The following is a 17,080-nucleotide window of genomic DNA, read 5'->3' as shown; positions in this document are numbered from 1 at the left end:
GCAACCTTACCAAGGTGAAGACAATGAGCATGATGGACTGGGACGCCTACCGTAAGCAGTTGATGGCCGGCATCGGCGATCTCAAGCAACTCTCCCCCGACACCGTTGCCGGCTACATGACTGCCAGCGGCGCCGGCGCCAAGACCAACCACCTGGACGCCAAGACCCGCGAGCTGATTTCCCTCGCCGTGGCCGTGACCACCCGCTGCGATGGCTGCATTGCCGTGCACTCGCAGCAAGCCGTCAAGCACGGTGCCAGCCGCGAGGAAATCGCCGAGGCCCTCGGCGTGGCCGTGGCGATGAATGCCGGTGCCGCGCTGGTGTACTCGGCGCGGGCCCTGGATGCAGTAGGCAAGGCCACCGACTGAGCGCAATCGGCGTCGCCGCCCTTGCGCGACGGCGCCGCGCCCACCAGACTGGGCGGCCCAGCCCTTTCAGAATACCCGCATGATTCACATCCGCCCCATGACGGCCAAAGACTTCGAGCACTTCTGGCCCACCTTCCAGGCTGTCGTCCAGGCCCGGGAAACCTATGCGTTCGACCCGGCGCTGAGCTTCGAACAGGCGCGCCAACTGTGGCTGGAAATGCCGTTGCGTACGCTGGTCGCCGAGGACGACGGCGAATTGCTCGGTTCGTACTACCTCAAGCCCAACGCCGCCGGGCCTGGGGCGCACGTGGGCAATTGCGGCTACATGGTCTGCGAACGCGCCCGTGGCCGGGGTGTGGCGCGGTTGATGTGTGAACACTCGCAGAAACTGGCGCGCCAGGAGGGCTTTCTGGCCCTGCAGTTCAACTCGGTGGTCGCCACCAACGAGGTGGCGGTGGCGTTGTGGCACAAGCTCGGCTTCGAAACCGTCGGGCGTCTACCCAAGGCCTATCGCCATGCCAGCCTGGGGCTGGTGGACTGCCTGGTGATGTACAAGTGGCTGGCGGATGAACCGGTAGTGGAGAAACCACCGTTGCTGATCGGGCGCAAGAATATCGAGGCGCGGGTTTCGCGGCGGCGCGGGCGCTAAGCGTTTCTTCCAGAACTGGGCTTTTCGCGGGCACGCCCGCTCCCGCAACTATCGCGCAGCTCGCCAGGCCGGCGCTGTAGCTGTGGGAGCGGGCGTGCCCGCGAAAAGGCCGGCACAGGCAAAAAGCGCTACCAACCGGGAATTTTTAGTTATAAGATAACGTTTCATTTGACATTCATTCCTAGCAGCGACCCGCCATGACCAGCGCCAGTGCCACCCTTACCCTGCTCACCCAGCGCCTGCAGAGCATCGATGCCCTGCGCGGCCTGGTGATCCTGTTCATGCTTCTTGACCACGTACGCGAAACCTTTTTCCTGCATCGCCAGGTCAGCGACCCGATGGCCATCGACACCACCGAGCCCACGCTGTTCTTCAGCCGCACCCTGGCCCACCTGTGCGCCCCGGTGTTCGTCCTGCTGACCGGCCTGTCGGCCTGGCTATACGGCGAAAAGCATCAGGGCCGCGGCGACGTCTCGGCGTTCCTGTTCAAGCGCGGGCTGTTCCTGGTGGTGCTGGAGTTCACCCTGGTCAACTTCGCCTGGACCTTCCAGCTGCCGCCCAGCGTCATCTACCTGCAGGTGATCTGGGCCATTGGTATCAGCATGATGGTCTTGTCGCTGCTGGTGTGGCTGCCACGTGGCGCACTGATCGGCCTGGGTGCAACCCTCATCGCCGGGCATAACCTGCTCGACACCGTGCACTTCGAGGTCGGATCGGCCCTGCATGTACCTTGGGCGATCCTGCATGATCGCGGCTGGCTGGAAGTCTCCGACAGCCTGCGCCTGCGCACCTCCTACCCGGTACTGCCGTGGATCGGCGTGATCGCCCTGGGCTATGGCCTGGGCCCCTGGTTCGCCCGAAGCAGCGATAACACTCAACGCCAGCAACGCTTGCTGCTGGCCGGCCTGGCCGCCTTGCTGGGCTTTGTCGCGCTGCGCCTGTTCAACAGCTACGGCGAGGCACCGTGGAGCGTTTACCCCACGCTCACGCAAACGCTCATGAGCTTCTTCAACATCACCAAGTACCCGCCCTCGCTGCTGTTCCTGGCACTGACCCTGGGCTGCGGCCTGCTGTTGCTGCGCGCCTTCGAACGCGCCGGGCAGGCGCGCTGGATCAATGGCCTGGCGGTGTTCGGCGCGGCACCGATGTTCTTCTACTTGTTGCACCTGTATGCGCTGAAGCTGCTGTACCTGGCCAGCGTGGCGCTATATGGCCGCAACCAAGGTGACTACTTCGGTTTCGACAGCATCACCGCCGTGTGGCTGGGGGCACTGCTGTTGGCGTTTTCGCTGTACCTGCCAGTGCGCTGGTTCGCCCGGCTGAAGGCGCAGCGGCGCGACCTGGCCTGGCTGAAGTACTTGTGAAAAGCGTTTTCAGCCGGCGGCGCGATGGTCTACCATGCCGGCCGCCGGTTTCCATCACGGAATCAATAGGGAATCCCCGGCCCAAGCAAACGGGCCAAACGGAACTGCCCCCGCAACTGTAGGTGCCGAGCCTGCTCCAACGATGCCACTGGGTCTACCCCGGGAAGGCCGGAGCCAGGCCATGACGCACCAGTCAGGAGACCTGCCGGCCTACATTCACCAACCGGCGGGGTGTCCGGGATGGCCATCTGTGTTGCCCTGCTGCGGCGGGGCTCGGCGATGCCTGTCCGTGTGTTCCTCACCAGAACTGTCCGATAGGAGATCGCCCAGCATGCTGCCCCGTTTTGCCACCCTGCTCGCCGGCCTCGGCCTCACCGGCCTGGCGCAGGCCGCAGCGACCCATTACCCGCTGACGATTGATAATTGCGGCAAGCCGCAGACCTTCGCCCAGGCACCGGAACGCGCCGTCACCATTGGCCAGGCCAGTACCGAGATGCTCTACGCGCTGGGGCTGGGCGACAGGCTGGCAGGCACTTCGCTGTGGTTCAACAACGTGCTGCCCGAGTACCAGGCACAGGACGCCAAGGTACCGCGCCTGGCCAACAACGAGCCCAGCTTCGAGGCAGTGGTTGGCAAGCGCCCGCAACTGGTCGCGGTGCAGTTCGAATGGATGGTCGGTGCCCAGGGCGCGGTGGCCACCCGCGAACAGTTCGACGAGCTGCAGATCCCCACCTACCTGCTGCCATCGGACTGCGAAGGCAAGGACAACCTGGTCGGCGCCGACGGTACCCGCCTGCAGGCGTTCCAGGTCGACAGTATCTACAAAAGCATCAGCCAGCTGGCCGAGATCTTCGACGTGCAGGCGCGCGGCAGCGTCCTCAACGCCGAGCTCAAGGGCCGCCTGGACAGCGCCAAGGCACAGCTGGTCGGCAAGGACTTGTCCACCACCTCGGCGCTGTTCTGGTTTTCCAGCGCCGACCTGGGCATCGCGCCCTATGTAGCGGGCCGCCAGGGCGTTGCCGATTTCATGCTGCGCACCCTCGGCGTGCGCAACGTCGTCACGTCCACCGAAGAATGGCCCACCGTCGGCTGGGAAACCCTGGCCAAGGCCAACCCCACCTGGCTGATCATTGCCCGCATGGACCGCCGCCGCTACCCTGCCGACGACTACCAGAAGAAGCTGGCGTTTCTGCGCAGCGACCCGGTGACCCGCAACATGGAAGCGGTGAAGCACAACCGCATCATCGTCCTCGATGCCGATGCCATGCAGGCCGGCATCCGCCTGTTCAGCGGCCTGCAGACCTTGTCGGCCGCCTTCGCCAGCGGCAACCCAGGCCAGTGATCATGCGCTTGTCATTGTTCATCACGGTGGCCCTGGCGGCACTGCTGGTAGCCGTGCTGGCCGGTACCGCCATCGGCGAGAGCAACCTGGCACCTGCTGTGGTCGCCCAGGTTCTGGCCAACCAGCTGTGGCAGGCCGGTTACCCGGTCGACCCGATCGACGCCGGGATCGTCTGGAACTATCGCCTGACCCGCACCCTGGTGGCCGCAGCCTGCGGCGCCGGCCTGGCCACCTGCGGTGTGATTCTCCAGGCGCTGTTGCGCAACCCATTGGCCGAACCGTACCTGCTGGGGTTGTCTGCTGGCGCCTCGACCGGGGCAGTACTGGTCGGCCTGCTGGGCTTCGGCAGCCTGGCGTTGAGCATGTCCGGCGGTGCTTTCATCGGTGCCCTGGCGGCGTTCGCCCTGGTGCTGGTCCTGGCTCGCGCGGCCGGCAGCGGCGTCAACAACGCCCAGGTGATCCTCGCCGGCATCGCCGGTTCGCAACTGTTCAATGCCCTCACCGCCTTGCTCATTACCATGTCGGCCACTGCCGAGCAGGCGCGCGGCATCCTGTTCTGGCTCCTGGGCAACCTCAGCGGCGTACGCTGGCCTTCGGTGTGGCTGGCGGTGCCCGTGGCGGTGTTCGGCTTGTTGGTGTGCCTGTGGCACCGGCGCACGCTGGATGCGTTCACCTTCGGTGCCGACTCGGCGGCATCGCTGGGCATACCGGTGCGGCGTACCCAGTTGCTGCTGATCAGCTGCGCAGCGCTGGTCACTGCGGTCATGGTGTCGATCGTCGGCGCCATCGGCTTCGTCGGGCTGGTGATCCCCCATGCGCTGCGCCTGCTGCTCGGCCCCGGGCACAGCCGCCTGCTGCCCGCCAGCGCGCTGGGTGGCGCACTGTTCCTGATTGCCGCCGACATCCTGTCGCGCACCCTGATCCCCGGCCAGGTCATCCCCGTGGGGGTGGTCACCGCACTGATCGGCGCACCGGTGTTCGCGTTGATCCTGGTCAGCCGTCGGGGGCGCCCATGACCGCCATGAGCGCGGTGAACATTTCGCCGCTGAGTTGCCAGGGGCTGGGCCTGCAGTTGGCGGGCAATGCCGTGTTGCACGAGATAGACCTGCACCTTGTCGCCGGCGAGACGCTGGGCATCGTCGGCCCCAACGGCTCCGGCAAGTCTTCATTGCTGAAAGTGCTGGCCGGGCTGCGCAAGCCAGCCAGCGGCAGCGTGCAGTTGCTCGGCGAAGCGCTGGCGCGGTTGCCCCGTCGGCGTATCGCCCAGGCCCTGGCGCTGGTCGAACAGCAGGCCGACACCTTCGATGCAATCAGCGTGTTCGACGCCGTTGCCCTGGGCCGCACCCCCTGGCTGTCGGCACTGGCGCCGTTCTCGCCGGAAGACCACGCGATCGTCGAGCAGGCCCTGGCTGACCTCGATGCGCTGCACCTGCGTACGCGCCTGTGGGGTTCGCTGTCCGGTGGCGAGCGCCAGCGCGTGCATATCGCCCGTGCCCTGGCGCAGCGGCCACAGGTATTGCTGCTGGACGAGCCGACCAACCACCTGGATATCCAGCACCAGCTGAGCCTGCTGCAACAGGTGCAAGCCTTGCCGGTGACCACTCTGGTGGCGCTGCATGACCTCAACCAGGCGCTCACCTGCGACCGCCTGGCAGTGCTCGACAAGGGCCGCCTGGTTGCCCTCGGCAAGCCAGCCGAGGTGCTGACCCCGGAACGCCTGCTGAGCACCTTCGGCGTGCACGCCCATTACCTCATCGACCCCTTCGACGGTGCACGCATCCTGCGTTTTCGCGCCCCCTGAACAGGAAGTTCCACCCATGTCGCGCCCTCTTGCCCTGCTGCTCGCCAGCGCCCTGCTAGCCCCGACCGCGCTGGCCGAATCCGCGCAAGCGCAAAGCAATGGCTGGCTCGAGGATGGCAGCTGGAGCCTGCTCAACCGCAGCGTATTCGACCAGCGCGACTACAAGCACGGTGGGCGCAACAGCGCAGCGCGCAATGCCTACAAGCCGCGCAATGAACGTAACGGCAAGGCTGAGGAGTGGGCCTATGGCCTGATGGCGACCTTGCAGTCCGGTTTCACCCAGGGGCTGCTCGGCGTCGGGGTCGACGCCCACGCCTACCTGGGCGTGCAGCTCGACAGTGGTGGTGGGCGCGCGGGCAAGGCGCGCCTGCTCGCGGTCGATAACGCTGGGCACCCCAAGCGCGATTACAGCCGTGCCGGCTCGGCACTGAAACTGCGAATGTCCGATACCGTGCTGTCCTACGGCGAGCAAAGGGTCAAGACCCCGGTGTTCAGCGCGTCCGACAGCCGCCTGCTACCCGAGACCGTCACCGGCCTGTTGCTCACCAGTAGTGAACTCGACAACCTCAAGCTGGTGGCCGGGCACTTCACCGAGGACACCGACCGCAATGCCTCCAGCCACGACCAGGGCTTCGTGGTGAACTATTCCAACGGCCGCCAGGGCAACAGCTTCGACCTGGCTGGCGTGGTGTGGGACCCGGGTGCCGCTTTCCGCGGCAGCCTGTACAGCTCACGCTATGAGGACAGCTGGAACCAGCATTACCTGGGCAGCACCTTCAGCCACGCCCTGGACGAACGCCGCAGCCTCAGCCTGGACCTCAACCTGTACCGCACCACCGACACCGGCAAGGCGCTGTCCGGGCGCATCGACAACACCACCTGGAGCCTGGTCTCGCGCTACGACCTGGGGCCGCACGGTTTCAGCCTGGGTTGGCAGCAGGTGCATGGCGATACGCCATTCGATTACGTGACGCGCGGGGCGATCTACCTGGCCAACGCAGTGCAGATGTCGGACTTCAACGCGCCCAACGAGAAATCGTGGCAGGCACGTTATGACCTGAACATGGGCGCCTATGGCGTGCCGGGGCTGAACCTGACGGCGCTGTATGTGCGCGGCTTCGATATCGATGGCACGCATGTCGACCCGGCGGGCGGTTACGCCTACCTGGGCTACGGCAAGGGTGGCAAACATTGGGAGCGCGACCTGGAAGCGCGCTATGTGGTGCAAAGTGGCAAGGCCAAAGGCACCGCGTTTTCGCTGAGGCACAACCTGCATCGAGGCAATACCGCCCAGGCGGAACTGGACGGGGACCAGATCCGCTTGGCCGTGGAATGGCCGTTGTCGGGTGCGCTCTGATCGCCCCTCAACCGAATCGAGGCTGCCAGGCAGCCCCGGTAGCGTTCAGGCAACCGAACTGCCGGCAGGCAGCAAGCCCCACTGCGCCCGCTCCTGCGCATTCATCGCCGCCACCACCTCGGCGAACGTACACTCAAGCTCCGCACTGACATTGCCAAATGCCTGGAAATTGGTCAGCAGGTAGCGCTTCACCGTCCTGGGCCAACGCCGCTCCTTGTGCGCCGCATTGATGATGCTCTTGGCGTCGTGGTAGGTCGCACCACGCCACAGGTCTATCAACCGGTTCTCGAAATCACCGAAGGTCCACAGGTCTCTGCGGTCTTCGAACTCGTCCAGCAGTTTGAGTTTGTACAGGGCCAGGTGTGGCATCGTGAGTCTCCCTTGGTGCAGTGAACAATCCGTGCACCCGGAAGGTAAGCAAGGCGGGCAGGTTTGGAAATGAACGCGTGGATCATCAACCCTGGGCCTTTGTAGGCGTTTTCCGAAGCGCAACGCAGCGACAACGGCAGACGAACGCAAAGGATGGGTCGTCGTGGCCCGGCGGACGTCGGTATAATCCCCGCTATCATTGCCCGACCAGGCCACGCCATGCCGCGCTTCCTCACGTTGCTGTTGCCCCTGCTGCTGACTGCCGCCCTCACCGCCTGCGACCAGAAGCCCTCGCGTGAACAACAGATCCTGGCCCAGCTGCCCCTGCAGGACGCCTATGCGCACAACATCGAGCGCATGGCCGTGCTGCTCGGCCGCAGGCACCCGCAGCTGTCGCAGGCGGCCATCGAGGATGTGCTACGCAAGCACCTGACCGTCGAAGACCAGCGCCAGGACCTGTTCCGGCTGTACAGCGAAAAGAACTTCAGCGATGCCGAGTTCGCCACCATCGTCGAGGCCACCCATGACCCGGCCAAGGCCCGCGCCCTGGAAGACACCGAAGCCGGCAAGCGCCTGGGCGAGAAGCTCACTGCCCTGATGCGCGAAACGGCCCGCGACGTCAACGTCCAGGCTCTGGCCGAGCAGCGCATGCAGCAGGTGGAAGACGAACTCGACGCGCTGGAAAAGGCAGGCTCGTGAATACGGTTTCCCATCGCGTGCATAACGCGTAAGGTTATTCCTATTTCGTAGATGCTTATTCCATTATTCGAGGTCAGGATTGCCAAACAGCAAGCACGGATTGCGCCTGGATCTACGCACCCTCATCCTGGTGCTTTGCGCCCTTACCGCCTTGGTCATGCTGTGCGCCAGCTATTTTGCCAGCTACCGGGTGCAGCGCCAGTTGCTGATCGACCACGCCCTGGAAGCCAACCGGGTGTATGCGACGAAGCTGGCCAGCATTACCGAGACCTTCATCAGCAATGCCCAGCAACAGCTGTCGTTCAGTGCCAGCGTGCAAGCGCGGCAGTTGGGTGATGCCCAGGCGCTGCAGGCTGAAACAGAACGTGTGCTGAGCCAGAGCATGGCCTTCAACTCCACCTTCGTGCTCGATGCCAACGGCGTGCTGCTGGCCATTTCCCCTGCGCCGCTGCGGCATCTGGTCGGCAGCCGCATGCAATCGCCTGGTGTTCAGGAAGCATTGCAGGCGCGTAGCCCGCTGGTATCGACGCCCTACATATCGGCGGCCAACAACCTGGTGGTGGCCTTGTCGCACCCGATTTTCGACAGCAACGGTCGCTACCTGGGGTACGTGGGGGGTAGCCTGTACCTGCGTGAGCGCAACATCCTCAACAGCCTGCTGGGCGAACATTTCTACAAGGACGGTTCGTACCTGTACGTGGTCGACCGCAACCGTCGCCTGCTCTATCACCCCGATGGCCAGCGGGTGGGCAAAGTGGTTGAAGGCAATATCTTGATCGACCAGCTGGCGACCCTGGGCAATGGCACCCGCCAGCTGACCAACAGCCACGGTGTGGCCATGGTTGCCGGTTTCGCCACCGTGCCCAGCGCCGGCTGGGGGGTGGTGGCGCAGCAGCCGCTGGCGCAGACCGTAGCGCCGTTGAACCGGCTGATCCTGAACGTGGTGGGTATCTCGGTACCCCTGGCCCTGGTAGGCAGCCTGCTGCTGTGGTGGTTGGCCATGATCATTGCCCGGCCACTGTGGCAACTGGCCGCCGGCGCGCGCTCGATGGACCGCGCCGGCACCGCCGAGCGCCTGCATCGGGTGTCGGCCTGGTACTTCGAGGCAGCGCAGCTCAAACGCGCACTGCTGTTCGGCCTCAACTTGCTGCATGAGCGCATCGGCCGGCTCAACCGTGACGCCCAGACCGACCCGCTGACCGGCCTGGGCAACCGCCGCAGCCTGGAGTTCAGCTTGTCACTGCTGGAGGCCGAAGGGCGGCCGTTTGCCGCCATCGTGCTGGATATCGACCATTTCAAGCGGGTCAATGACAACCATGGCCACGAAGTTGGCGACCAGGTACTGCGCCGGCTAGCGGAGTTGATGCGCCGCTGCTGCCGGGAAGGTGACCTGCTGTGCCGTACCGGCGGCGAGGAGTTTCTGATGCTGTTGCCCGGGGCCAGCCCGGACGTGGCGGCGGTAGTGGCCGAGCGGCTACGGGTGACGGTGCAGGATACCCCGGTCGAGCCAGTAGGTGCGGTGACGATTTCGCTGGGGGTGGCGCACTGGGAAGGCGAGGCTGGTGGCGAGCCAGGGTATGTGCTGAGTGCCGCCGACCGGGCGCTTTACCGGGCCAAGCAGGAGGGACGCAACCAGGTTGTCATTGCCTGACATCTTGCATTGATCAAGGTTGCAGGACAGCGCTCAGGCATCGCGCGCAAAAGCGCTACCCGACCGTTCATCCGGGTGGTAGATTCGCGCCATGAAAACCACCCGCCACATTCGCCTGCTGACTGCCTGGACGCTCTACGCCAGCGTCCTGTTCAGCCTGGCCTTGTGCGGCCTGCACCATGGCCAGATGGGCGGCCTGCGCCTGGCGGGCCTGCAAGGCAGTTTCTGTTCGCTCGACGGCGAGCACGGCATGGCCATCGACCTCGAGGGCACTGGCGGCGACCAGCACATGGCCCAGCTCGACTGCCCGGTGTGCTCCTCGTTCGGCCTGGCCGTGCCGCTCAACAGTGGCGGCTGGTCGTTCACCCCGGCCCAGGCCGTGGCCACTTCGCCCATGGTGATACGCAGCTGGGCGCAACCGCCGCCACGCCACCTGCGCCCAGCCCTCACCCCTCGCGCTCCCCCCTTCGTTTTCCCCGCAGCTGCTCTTCATTTCGCCTGACCTCAGCCGGGCGCGCCTGCCGGCGCGCCCGCGGTCAGCCATGACCTTTGCGTGGAAAACCTGCCAACATGCTTCGCCATACTTCCCTGGTGCTCTTCATGGGCACCTGCAGCCTTGCCTGGGCGGACACCGCCCCCCTGCAACTCAGCGTCACCACCATCGACGGTGACCGCGACGCCGCCAGCGGCGTGCAACTGGACGAGCCGATCCGCACCGGCTCTCGCCTCGGCCTCACCGCCCGGGAAACGCCCGCCTCGGTCAGTGTCTCGGACCGCCGCCTGATCGAGGAACGCGGCGCCCGGGACAGCCAGGAGGTGATCAACGCCATGACCGGGGTAAACGCCTCGGCCAATCCCGGCTTTGGCGGCTTCGTCGCCTACCGTGGCTTTACCCAGAACCAGGTCACCCAGTTGTACAACGGCATCAACCTCGGCTACAGCAGCGCCACCCGGCCGGTAGATGCCTGGGTGCTCGATCGCGTCGAACTGATCGGCGGGCCGTCGTCGTTCCTGCATGGTGCAGGTGCGGTGGGTGGCTCGATCAACTACCTCACCAAGCTGGCCAGCCGCGACCAGCAGACCGTTGACGGGCGGATCCGCTACGGCAGCTTCGACGACAGCGAGATAGCCTTCGGCATCAACCAGGCATTGGCCAGCAACCCCGCCGACGCCCGCCATTTCCTGCGCCTGGACTTCAGCCGCGGGCACGGCAACGGCTACGTCGACCGTAACGAACGGCACACCGACAGCCTGGCATTGTCGCTGCTCAGCGACCTCGCGCCCAACCTCACCCACACCCTGGCCCTGGAGTACCAGGAAGATCGCGAAGACAGCCCTTACTGGGGCTCGCCGATCCTGCCCGGGCGCAGCACGATGAAAATCGACAACAGCCGCCGCTTCGAGAACTACAACGTCGGCGATGGTCGCTATGAGCAGCGGGTACGCTGGCTGCGTTCGATCCTCGATTACCAGCTCAGCGACAGCACCAGCGTGCACAACACGCTGTACCACTACAACGCCCAGCGCGACTACCGCAACCTCGAACGCTACCGCTACACCGACGATGGCAAGGTCCGGCGCAGCAGCCCCTACCTGCAACGCCACGACCATAACCTGTTGGGCAACCGCATCGAGCTGCGCCACGACAACCAGCTGTTCGGCCTGACCAGCCAGTGGTCGCTGGGGCTCGAATACTCAACCATGCGCCAGACGCTGTACCCCACCTCAAGCAGCTGGAGCGACGTGGTCGATGCCGAGCACTTCGCCCCCGGCAGCTTCGATGACATCCCCGGGGTCAACGCCGGCCTGACCAAGCAGCGCCGCCACCAGGTCAGCAACCGCGCCGTGTTTGCCGAAAACCGCCTGCAACTCACCGAGCGCCTGGCCCTGCTGAGCGCATTGCGCTACGACTACCTGGCCATGCAGGTGACCAACTACGGCCCGGTAACGCCAACCTCGCCAGCCTACTTCGAACGGCGCTGGGAGCCGCTGTCAGGGCGTGTCGGCCTGACCTACGCACTGACCCCCTCTGCCAGCGTGTATGCGCAGTACAGCACTTCCGCCGACTTGCCGGCCGGTTCGCTGGCGGCAGCGACTTACTCCAACGTTGGCCTGTTCGACCTGTCCAAGGGAGAGCAGTGGGAAGTAGGCAGCAAGTTCGACTTCCTCGACGGGCGCGGCGCGGCCACGCTGGCGCTGTACCAGATCGTGCGCAAGGACTTTGCCGTGCGGGATGCCAACGACGCCAACCTTACGGTCCAGGCCGGCCAGCAGACTTCGCGGGGCATTGAGTTGTCCGGGCGCCTGCAGGTCACCCCCAAGTTGCTGGCCGAAGCCAACTACGCCTACGTCGATGCCCAGTACGATGAATTCAACGAGGCGGTCAACGGCGTATCGGTGTCGCGCAAGGGCAATGCACCGGTGAACGTGCCGGCCAGCGTCGCCAACCTGTGGCTGACCTACAGCCTTTCACCGGGATGGTCGGTGGGCGCGGACGGGCGTTACGTGGGCTCGGTGTATGCCGACAATGCCAACAGCCTGAAGGCCCCGGCCTACACCCTGTTCGGCGCATTCGCCCGTTACCGGCTGGATGCAACCACCAGCCTGACCGGGCGGGTACGCAACCTGACCGATGAGGTCTATGCCAAGCAGGCCTACAACAGCCAGTACTACATGGGGCCACCACGTACCTTCGAGCTGGCGCTGGACCTGCGTTTCTGATGTGCAAGGCGGTGTCGGCCTGGCGCCGATACCGCCGAACCAGACATTTCCTACACACAACCGCACAGAATCCCAGACCGTCCTGACGGATAATGCAGGCCTTCATCCACGCGGCAAGACGCTCGCTCCTGCCTCATCAAGGAAGTCCCTGTGTTCAGAACGCTGTTTCCCGTACTTGTGGCCGCCACACTCATCGCGTTGCCAGGTTGCCAGCACCAGCGCGCCTCCGAGGCGGAAAAACAGGCTCGCCGGGCGTTCGTCAGCGACATGCAGCAAGCGTTGAGGCTGGGCATCGCCACCGCTGATACGGGCCCGCAAATCGGCGTGGTCATGCTGGAGGTCGAACTCGACTCATCCTCTGCACCGGTCAGTTGCAAAGCCAGCAGGGCGCCGCTGCGGTACGAAAACCAACTGCCTGCCGTACTGGTCCGCACCGACTTCAAGTCACTGGCCGGCGTGGTGGAGGCGCAATGCTGGAACACCATCTATCCCGTGGTGCCCCAGGCGCTGCGCAAGGACAACGGTACGGCGCAAATCCGTGCGCCGCTGTTGGTGGTACTGCCGGCGTCCGCCCAAGCGCCTGGCACCGCACGGCGCCGGAGCAACGCGCAGCGTGATTTCTTCTGGCAGCAGCTGTTCGGCAACCTGCCGGTCGACAGCATTGGCCGGGCCTCGGTGTATTACCAGGCGAATGCCCAGGGCAAGGTGCAAGGCTGCCTGGTGCAGATCTACCCTCACCCGCTACGGCCGGACGATTTCCGCCTCGATGGCAAACTGCAGGCCCGCCTGAACAACCGTTGCATGACACTGGACCTGGCCAACCTGCCGGGCTTCAAGGCCGAAGATGATGGCTTGGCCAAGGGCTACAGCGAGATGGAATATGCCCCCTGGAAAGTCGGCGTGCGATGAAACGCAGCTAGGCCGACGCCACTGCCCCGATGAAGTTGGCCAGCTCCGCTGTTTGCGGCGCGGCGAACACCTCACGCGGGTTGCCCATTTCATGCACCTTGCCCTGGTGCATGAACACCAGCTTGTCGCCCACTTCACGGGCGAAGCGCATCTCATGGGTGACCATGACCAGGGTCATGCCTTCGCTGGCCAGTTGGCGCACCACCCCGAGCACTTCATTGACCAGCTCGGGGTCGAGCGCCGAGGTGATCTCGTCGCACAGCAACACTTTCGGTGACATGGCCAGGGCGCGGGCGATCGCCACGCGCTGTTGCTGGCCACCGGAGAGCCGGTCGGGGTAGGCATCGAACTTCTCCGCCAGCCCCACCCGCGCCAGCATCTGCTCGGCCAGGCGGCGCGCTTCGGCGCGGCTGGCCTTCTTCACCACCTGCGGCGCCAGCATCACGTTCTCGCCCACGCTCAGGTGTGGGAACAGGTTGAACTGCTGGAACACCATGCCCACCTTCTGGCGCAAGGCGCGCAGGTCGGCGCGGCTGGCGTCGAGGTATTCCCCGTCCACCTCGATCACCCCGTCGCTGATCGACTCCAGGCCATTGAGGGTACGCAGCAGGGTACTCTTGCCCGAGCCGCTGCGGCCGATGATGGCCACCACCTCACCCTCTTCGATGCTGAGGTCGACGCCCTTGAGCACGTGGTTATCGCCGTAGTACTTGTGCAACGCAGACACTCTAAGCAGGGGCATGCAGCCTCCTTTCCAGGTAACGGGCGCTCAACGAGAGCGGATAGCAGAGAATGAAATAGCCCAGCGCGACCAGGCCGTAGACCATGAACGGTTCGAATGTGGCATTGGCCAGCATGCCGCCGGTCTTGGTCAGCTCGGTGAAACCGATGATCGAAGTGACTGCCGTGCCCTTGACCACCTGCACCGAAAAGCCCACGGTCGGCGCCACGGCGATACGCAACGCCTGCGGCAGGATGACGTGGCGCAGCTGCTCCAGCCGGCTCAGCGCCAGGCTGCCGGAAGCCTCCCACTGGCCACGCGGGATCGCATCGACGCAACCGCGCCAGATTTCGGCGAGAAAGGCACTGGTGAACAGCGTCAGGGCAATGGCCGCAGCCATCCATGCCGACACATCCAGGCCGAACAGGGCGATCCCGAAAAACACCATGAACAGCTGCATCAACAGCGGCGTGCCCTGGAACAGCTCGATATAGCCGCGCGCCAGGCCGCGCCACAGCCGCTGCCCGGACAGCCGTGCGACCAGCACCAGCAAGCCGGCAGCACCACCGCAGAGGAACGCCACCAGCGACAGCAGCAAGGTCCATTGCAGGCCGATCAGCAGGTTGCGCAGAATGTCCCAGAAGGTGAAATCCATCAGCGTCTCCCCATCAGCAGGCGCTGCCCCAGCCACGCCAGCAACTGGCGCAGGAGGATGGCCATGAGCAGGTACAGCGCGGTGGTCAGCAAGTAGGTCTCGAACGCGCGGAAGTTGCGCGACTGGATGAAGTTGGCGGCGAATGACAGCTCTTCGGTGGCAATCTGCGAACACACCGCCGAACCCAGCATGACGATCACGATCTGGCTCGACAGCGCCGGCCAGACCTTGGCCAGCGCGGGTTGCAGCACCACGTGGCGGAACGCTTCGAAGCGGCTCATGGCCAATGCCGCAGCCGCTTCCAGCTGGCCCTTGGGAATGGCCTGGATGCCGGCACGGATGATTTCGGTGGAATAGGCGCCCAGGTTGATCACCATGGCCAGCACCGCCGCCTGCCACTCGGTCAGGCGCAGGCCCAGCGCCGGCAAGCCGAAGAAGATGAAGAACAGCTGGACGATGAACGGCGTGTTGCGGATCAACTCCACATACAGGCCGAACAACGCATCGAAAGGCCGCACGCGCCAGGCACGTACACCGGCGCCCAGCACGCCGATGGCCACCCCCAGCAGGGTGCCAACCGCCGTCAGCTGCAGGGTGAACCCGGCGCCCTTGAGCAACAGGTCGGCCTGGCCCAGCACGGGGGCAAAGTCGAATTCATAGGCCATGTCGACAGGCTCCAGGCAACACTCAGAGGTCCGCCGGCAGCGGCTGCTTCAGCCATTTTTCGGCATTGCGGTTCAGGCTGCCGTCCGCCTTGGCGGCGTCCAGCGTGGCGTTGACCTTTTCCAGCAGCGCCGGCTCATTCTTGGCCAAGCCCACGTAGACCGGCGAGTCCTTGAGCTTGACCTTGACCACCGGCACCTTGGCCGGGTTCTTCTCGGCGATGGCCGCCATCACCACACTGCCACTGGCGATCAGTTCGACCTGGCCGGAGAGGTAGGCGGCGATGGTCGAGTTGTTGTCTTCGAAGCGCTTGATCACCGCGCCCTTGGGCGCCACGGCACTGAGTTCCATGTCCTCGATCGAGCCGCGGGTGACGCTGATGGTCTTGCCGGCGACCGCGTCGATGCCGGCGATGTCCACGTCGGCCGGGCCGAACACTGCCAGGTAGAACGGCGCATAGGGGCGCGAGAAGTCGATTACCGCGGCACGCTCGGGGTTCTTGCCCAGGCTCGAGATCACCAGGTCGACCTTGCCGGTGGTGAGGAACGGGATGCGGTTGGTGCTGTTCACCGGGGTCAGGGCCAGCTTTACGCCCAGTTTGTCGGCCAGCAGCTGCGCAGTATCGATGTCCAGGCCACGGGGCTTGAGGTCGGGGCCGACCGAGCCGAACGGTGGGAAGTCCTGCGGCACCGCCACCTTGAGTACGCCACGGGCGCTGATGTCGGCCAGCGCATCGGCCTGGGCGGTTGGCAGTGCCAGGGTGCCGCTGCAGAACAGGCTGGCCAGGAACAGGGTGCGGAATGTCTTCATCGAACGGCCTCGCAGAGATCAACGGAAGGAAGGTGCCGGCTGGGCAGTGCACAGGGCATGCCAGAGAAGGCCCCCCCTGCACGAACGTGGTGAAGGGCGGCATTGCACGGTCTTACTGGTCTGAACAGTCAGCCGGCGCCGATGGACGGCCACACGCCTACGCCCCGCTTTTGTGCAGCCCCGCTGCAGCTTGCGCCAGCGCGGCGCAACGCTTGCCAGCACCGGGCAATAGCCGTAAAAAGCCAAGGTCATCGCCTCCGACCGGTCTGAACAGCATGCTCGATACACTCCCCCGCGCCGTCCCCGAACAGGCCCTGCAAGGCATCCGCAAGTTGATCGATGAAGGTGCCTATCAGCCCGGCGATGCCCTGCCCTCGCAGCGCGACCTGGCCGAGCAGTTGGGGGTCAGCCGGGCGTCGTTGCGCGAGGCCCTGTCATCGCTCAGCGCCCTGGGCCTGGTCAGCGTGCAACCGGGCAAGGGTGTGTTCGTCCAGGTGCCGCCGCCCGCGGCGTTCGCCTGGCCCTATGCCGAACAGGTGTCGGCCAGCGACACCTTCCAGCTGCGCTATGCCCTGGAAGGGTTTGCCGCCGGTCAGGCGGCACTGGCGCTGACGGCAGACGACATCGACCGCCTTGAGGAAAATGTCGAGGCGATGCGCCAGGAGCTTCGTGCCGGCCGCTTCGAAGCCGCCGCCCAGCTGGACTTCGCTTTCCACCAGTTGCTGCTGCAAGCCTGTGGCAACCACGCCATGCTGCAGGTGATCACTGCCAGCCAGGACATCTTCCTGGAAAGCCAGAAGCTGCCGTTCATTCGCCCGGAGCGGGCCATGGAGACTTGGCAGGAACACCGCAAGATTCTTCGCGCCCTGTGCCGTCGTTCACAGGCTGCGGCGCACAAGGCAATGCACGAGCACATTCGCAATGCCGCTTCACGCACCGGCGTGGTGTTTGCGGTGTAGCGCCTGCCCGAAGCGGTCGAAACAGGCATCCCAAGGTCGCCC

The 17,080-nt window shown here is 65.1% G+C and carries 18 protein-coding genes and 1 riboswitch; of the genes, 13 read left to right on the top strand and 5 right to left on the bottom strand.

The annotated features are described in order from the left end of the window. Window positions 1-23: 23 nt before the first annotated feature. The 7 genes from ACJA3S_RS09970 to ACJA3S_RS09940 all read left to right on the top strand — a co-directional run bounded on the left by ACJA3S_RS09970 (window position 24) and on the right by ACJA3S_RS09940 (window position 6,881). On the top strand, window positions 24-368 hold the full coding sequence (locus ACJA3S_RS09970) for a carboxymuconolactone decarboxylase family protein (protein WP_225777259.1): 345 nt from the start codon (window positions 24-26) through the stop codon (window positions 366-368). A gap of 79 nt (window positions 369-447) precedes the next feature. Continuing rightward, entirely contained in the window at window positions 448-1,017 is a 570-nt protein-coding gene (locus ACJA3S_RS09965) for an N-acetyltransferase family protein (RefSeq protein ID WP_406821682.1), read from the top strand. A gap of 197 nt (window positions 1,018-1,214) precedes the next feature. Next, window positions 1,215-2,381: a DUF1624 domain-containing protein gene (locus ACJA3S_RS09960; protein WP_406821681.1), complete on the top strand. Its 1,167-nt coding sequence runs from the start codon at window positions 1,215-1,217 to the stop codon at window positions 2,379-2,381. 28 nt (window positions 2,382-2,409) lie between these two features. After that, window positions 2,410-2,606, top strand: a riboswitch (cobalamin riboswitch). Window positions 2,607-2,712: 106 nt separating this feature from the next. Next, window positions 2,713-3,723 carry an ABC transporter substrate-binding protein gene (locus ACJA3S_RS09955; RefSeq protein ID WP_406821680.1) on the top strand — a complete coding sequence of 337 codons (1,011 nt, stop codon included), beginning with the start codon at window positions 2,713-2,715 and terminating at the stop codon, window positions 3,721-3,723. Between the two features lie 2 nt (window positions 3,724-3,725). After that, on the top strand, window positions 3,726-4,739 hold the full coding sequence (locus tag ACJA3S_RS09950) for a FecCD family ABC transporter permease (RefSeq protein ID WP_406821679.1): 1,014 nt from the start codon (window positions 3,726-3,728) through the stop codon (window positions 4,737-4,739). Beyond that, window positions 4,736-5,524, top strand: a complete 789-nt coding sequence (locus tag ACJA3S_RS09945; protein ID WP_406821678.1) for an ABC transporter ATP-binding protein — start codon at window positions 4,736-4,738, stop codon at window positions 5,522-5,524. The genes ACJA3S_RS09950 and ACJA3S_RS09945 overlap by 4 nt, the downstream gene beginning before the upstream one ends. Window positions 5,525-5,540: 16 nt before the next feature. Next, window positions 5,541-6,881 (top strand): OprD family porin, encoded by a 1,341-nt coding sequence (locus ACJA3S_RS09940; protein WP_406821677.1) that lies wholly within the window; start codon window positions 5,541-5,543, stop codon window positions 6,879-6,881. A gap of 45 nt (window positions 6,882-6,926) precedes the next feature. Here ACJA3S_RS09940 and ACJA3S_RS09935 read toward each other — a convergent pair whose 3' ends face one another. Beyond that, complete coding sequence (locus tag ACJA3S_RS09935; protein ID WP_406821676.1) at window positions 6,927-7,250, bottom strand: hypothetical protein; 324 nt, start codon at window positions 7,248-7,250, stop codon at window positions 6,927-6,929. Between the two features lie 219 nt (window positions 7,251-7,469). On the opposite strand from ACJA3S_RS09935, the gene ACJA3S_RS09930 reads away from it, so the two are divergent. From ACJA3S_RS09930 to ACJA3S_RS09910, 5 genes are all read left to right on the top strand, one after another. Then, on the top strand, window positions 7,470-7,949 hold the full coding sequence (locus ACJA3S_RS09930; protein ID WP_406821675.1) for a hypothetical protein: 480 nt from the start codon (window positions 7,470-7,472) through the stop codon (window positions 7,947-7,949). A 79-nt stretch (window positions 7,950-8,028) separates the two neighbouring features. Then, window positions 8,029-9,600, top strand: a complete 1,572-nt coding sequence (locus ACJA3S_RS09925; RefSeq protein ID WP_406821674.1) for a diguanylate cyclase — start codon at window positions 8,029-8,031, stop codon at window positions 9,598-9,600. Window positions 9,601-9,691: 91 nt separating this feature from the next. Continuing rightward, window positions 9,692-10,102, top strand: coding sequence for a DUF2946 family protein (locus ACJA3S_RS09920; protein ID WP_406821673.1), 411 nt, complete (start codon window positions 9,692-9,694; stop codon window positions 10,100-10,102). Window positions 10,103-10,170: 68 nt separating this feature from the next. Beyond that, the gene (locus ACJA3S_RS09915) at window positions 10,171-12,321 is read left to right on the top strand and encodes a TonB-dependent receptor (RefSeq protein WP_406821672.1); all 2,151 of its coding nucleotides are present in this window, start codon (window positions 10,171-10,173) and stop codon (window positions 12,319-12,321) included. Window positions 12,322-12,471: 150 nt separating this feature from the next. Then, window positions 12,472-13,230, top strand: coding sequence for a hypothetical protein (locus ACJA3S_RS09910; protein ID WP_406821671.1), 759 nt, complete (start codon window positions 12,472-12,474; stop codon window positions 13,228-13,230). Between the two features lie 7 nt (window positions 13,231-13,237). Here ACJA3S_RS09910 and ACJA3S_RS09905 read toward each other — a convergent pair whose 3' ends face one another. From ACJA3S_RS09905 to ACJA3S_RS09890, 4 genes are read right to left on the bottom strand one after another with little or no spacing between them, the layout of a single operon-like run. After that, window positions 13,238-13,972, bottom strand: coding sequence for an amino acid ABC transporter ATP-binding protein (locus ACJA3S_RS09905; RefSeq protein WP_406821670.1), 735 nt, complete (start codon window positions 13,970-13,972; stop codon window positions 13,238-13,240). Then, window positions 13,959-14,609, bottom strand: a complete 651-nt coding sequence (locus ACJA3S_RS09900) for an amino acid ABC transporter permease (RefSeq protein ID WP_186685054.1) — start codon at window positions 14,607-14,609, stop codon at window positions 13,959-13,961. The genes ACJA3S_RS09905 and ACJA3S_RS09900 overlap by 14 nt, the downstream gene beginning before the upstream one ends. Beyond that, a complete protein-coding gene (locus tag ACJA3S_RS09895; RefSeq protein ID WP_170029301.1) occupies window positions 14,606-15,271 on the bottom strand; it encodes an amino acid ABC transporter permease in 666 nt (221 codons plus the stop codon). The genes ACJA3S_RS09900 and ACJA3S_RS09895 overlap by 4 nt, the downstream gene beginning before the upstream one ends. 22 nt (window positions 15,272-15,293) lie before the next feature. Beyond that, window positions 15,294-16,079, bottom strand: a complete 786-nt coding sequence (locus tag ACJA3S_RS09890) for a transporter substrate-binding domain-containing protein (RefSeq protein ID WP_406821669.1) — start codon at window positions 16,077-16,079, stop codon at window positions 15,294-15,296. 275 nt (window positions 16,080-16,354) lie between these two features. Between ACJA3S_RS09890 and ACJA3S_RS09885 the strand changes: the two genes are divergently transcribed. Continuing rightward, a complete protein-coding gene (locus ACJA3S_RS09885; RefSeq protein WP_406821668.1) occupies window positions 16,355-17,038 on the top strand; it encodes a FadR/GntR family transcriptional regulator in 684 nt (227 codons plus the stop codon). Window positions 17,039-17,080 lie beyond the last annotated feature (42 nt).

The sequence above is a fragment of the Pseudomonas sp. KnCO4 genome (assembly GCF_045344305.1).
GTDB classification, from domain to species: domain Bacteria; phylum Pseudomonadota; class Gammaproteobacteria; order Pseudomonadales; family Pseudomonadaceae; genus Aquipseudomonas; species Aquipseudomonas anuradhapurensis.
Note: the sequence above shows the minus strand (reverse complement) of the source record. Positions and strands in the feature narration are given on the sequence as shown.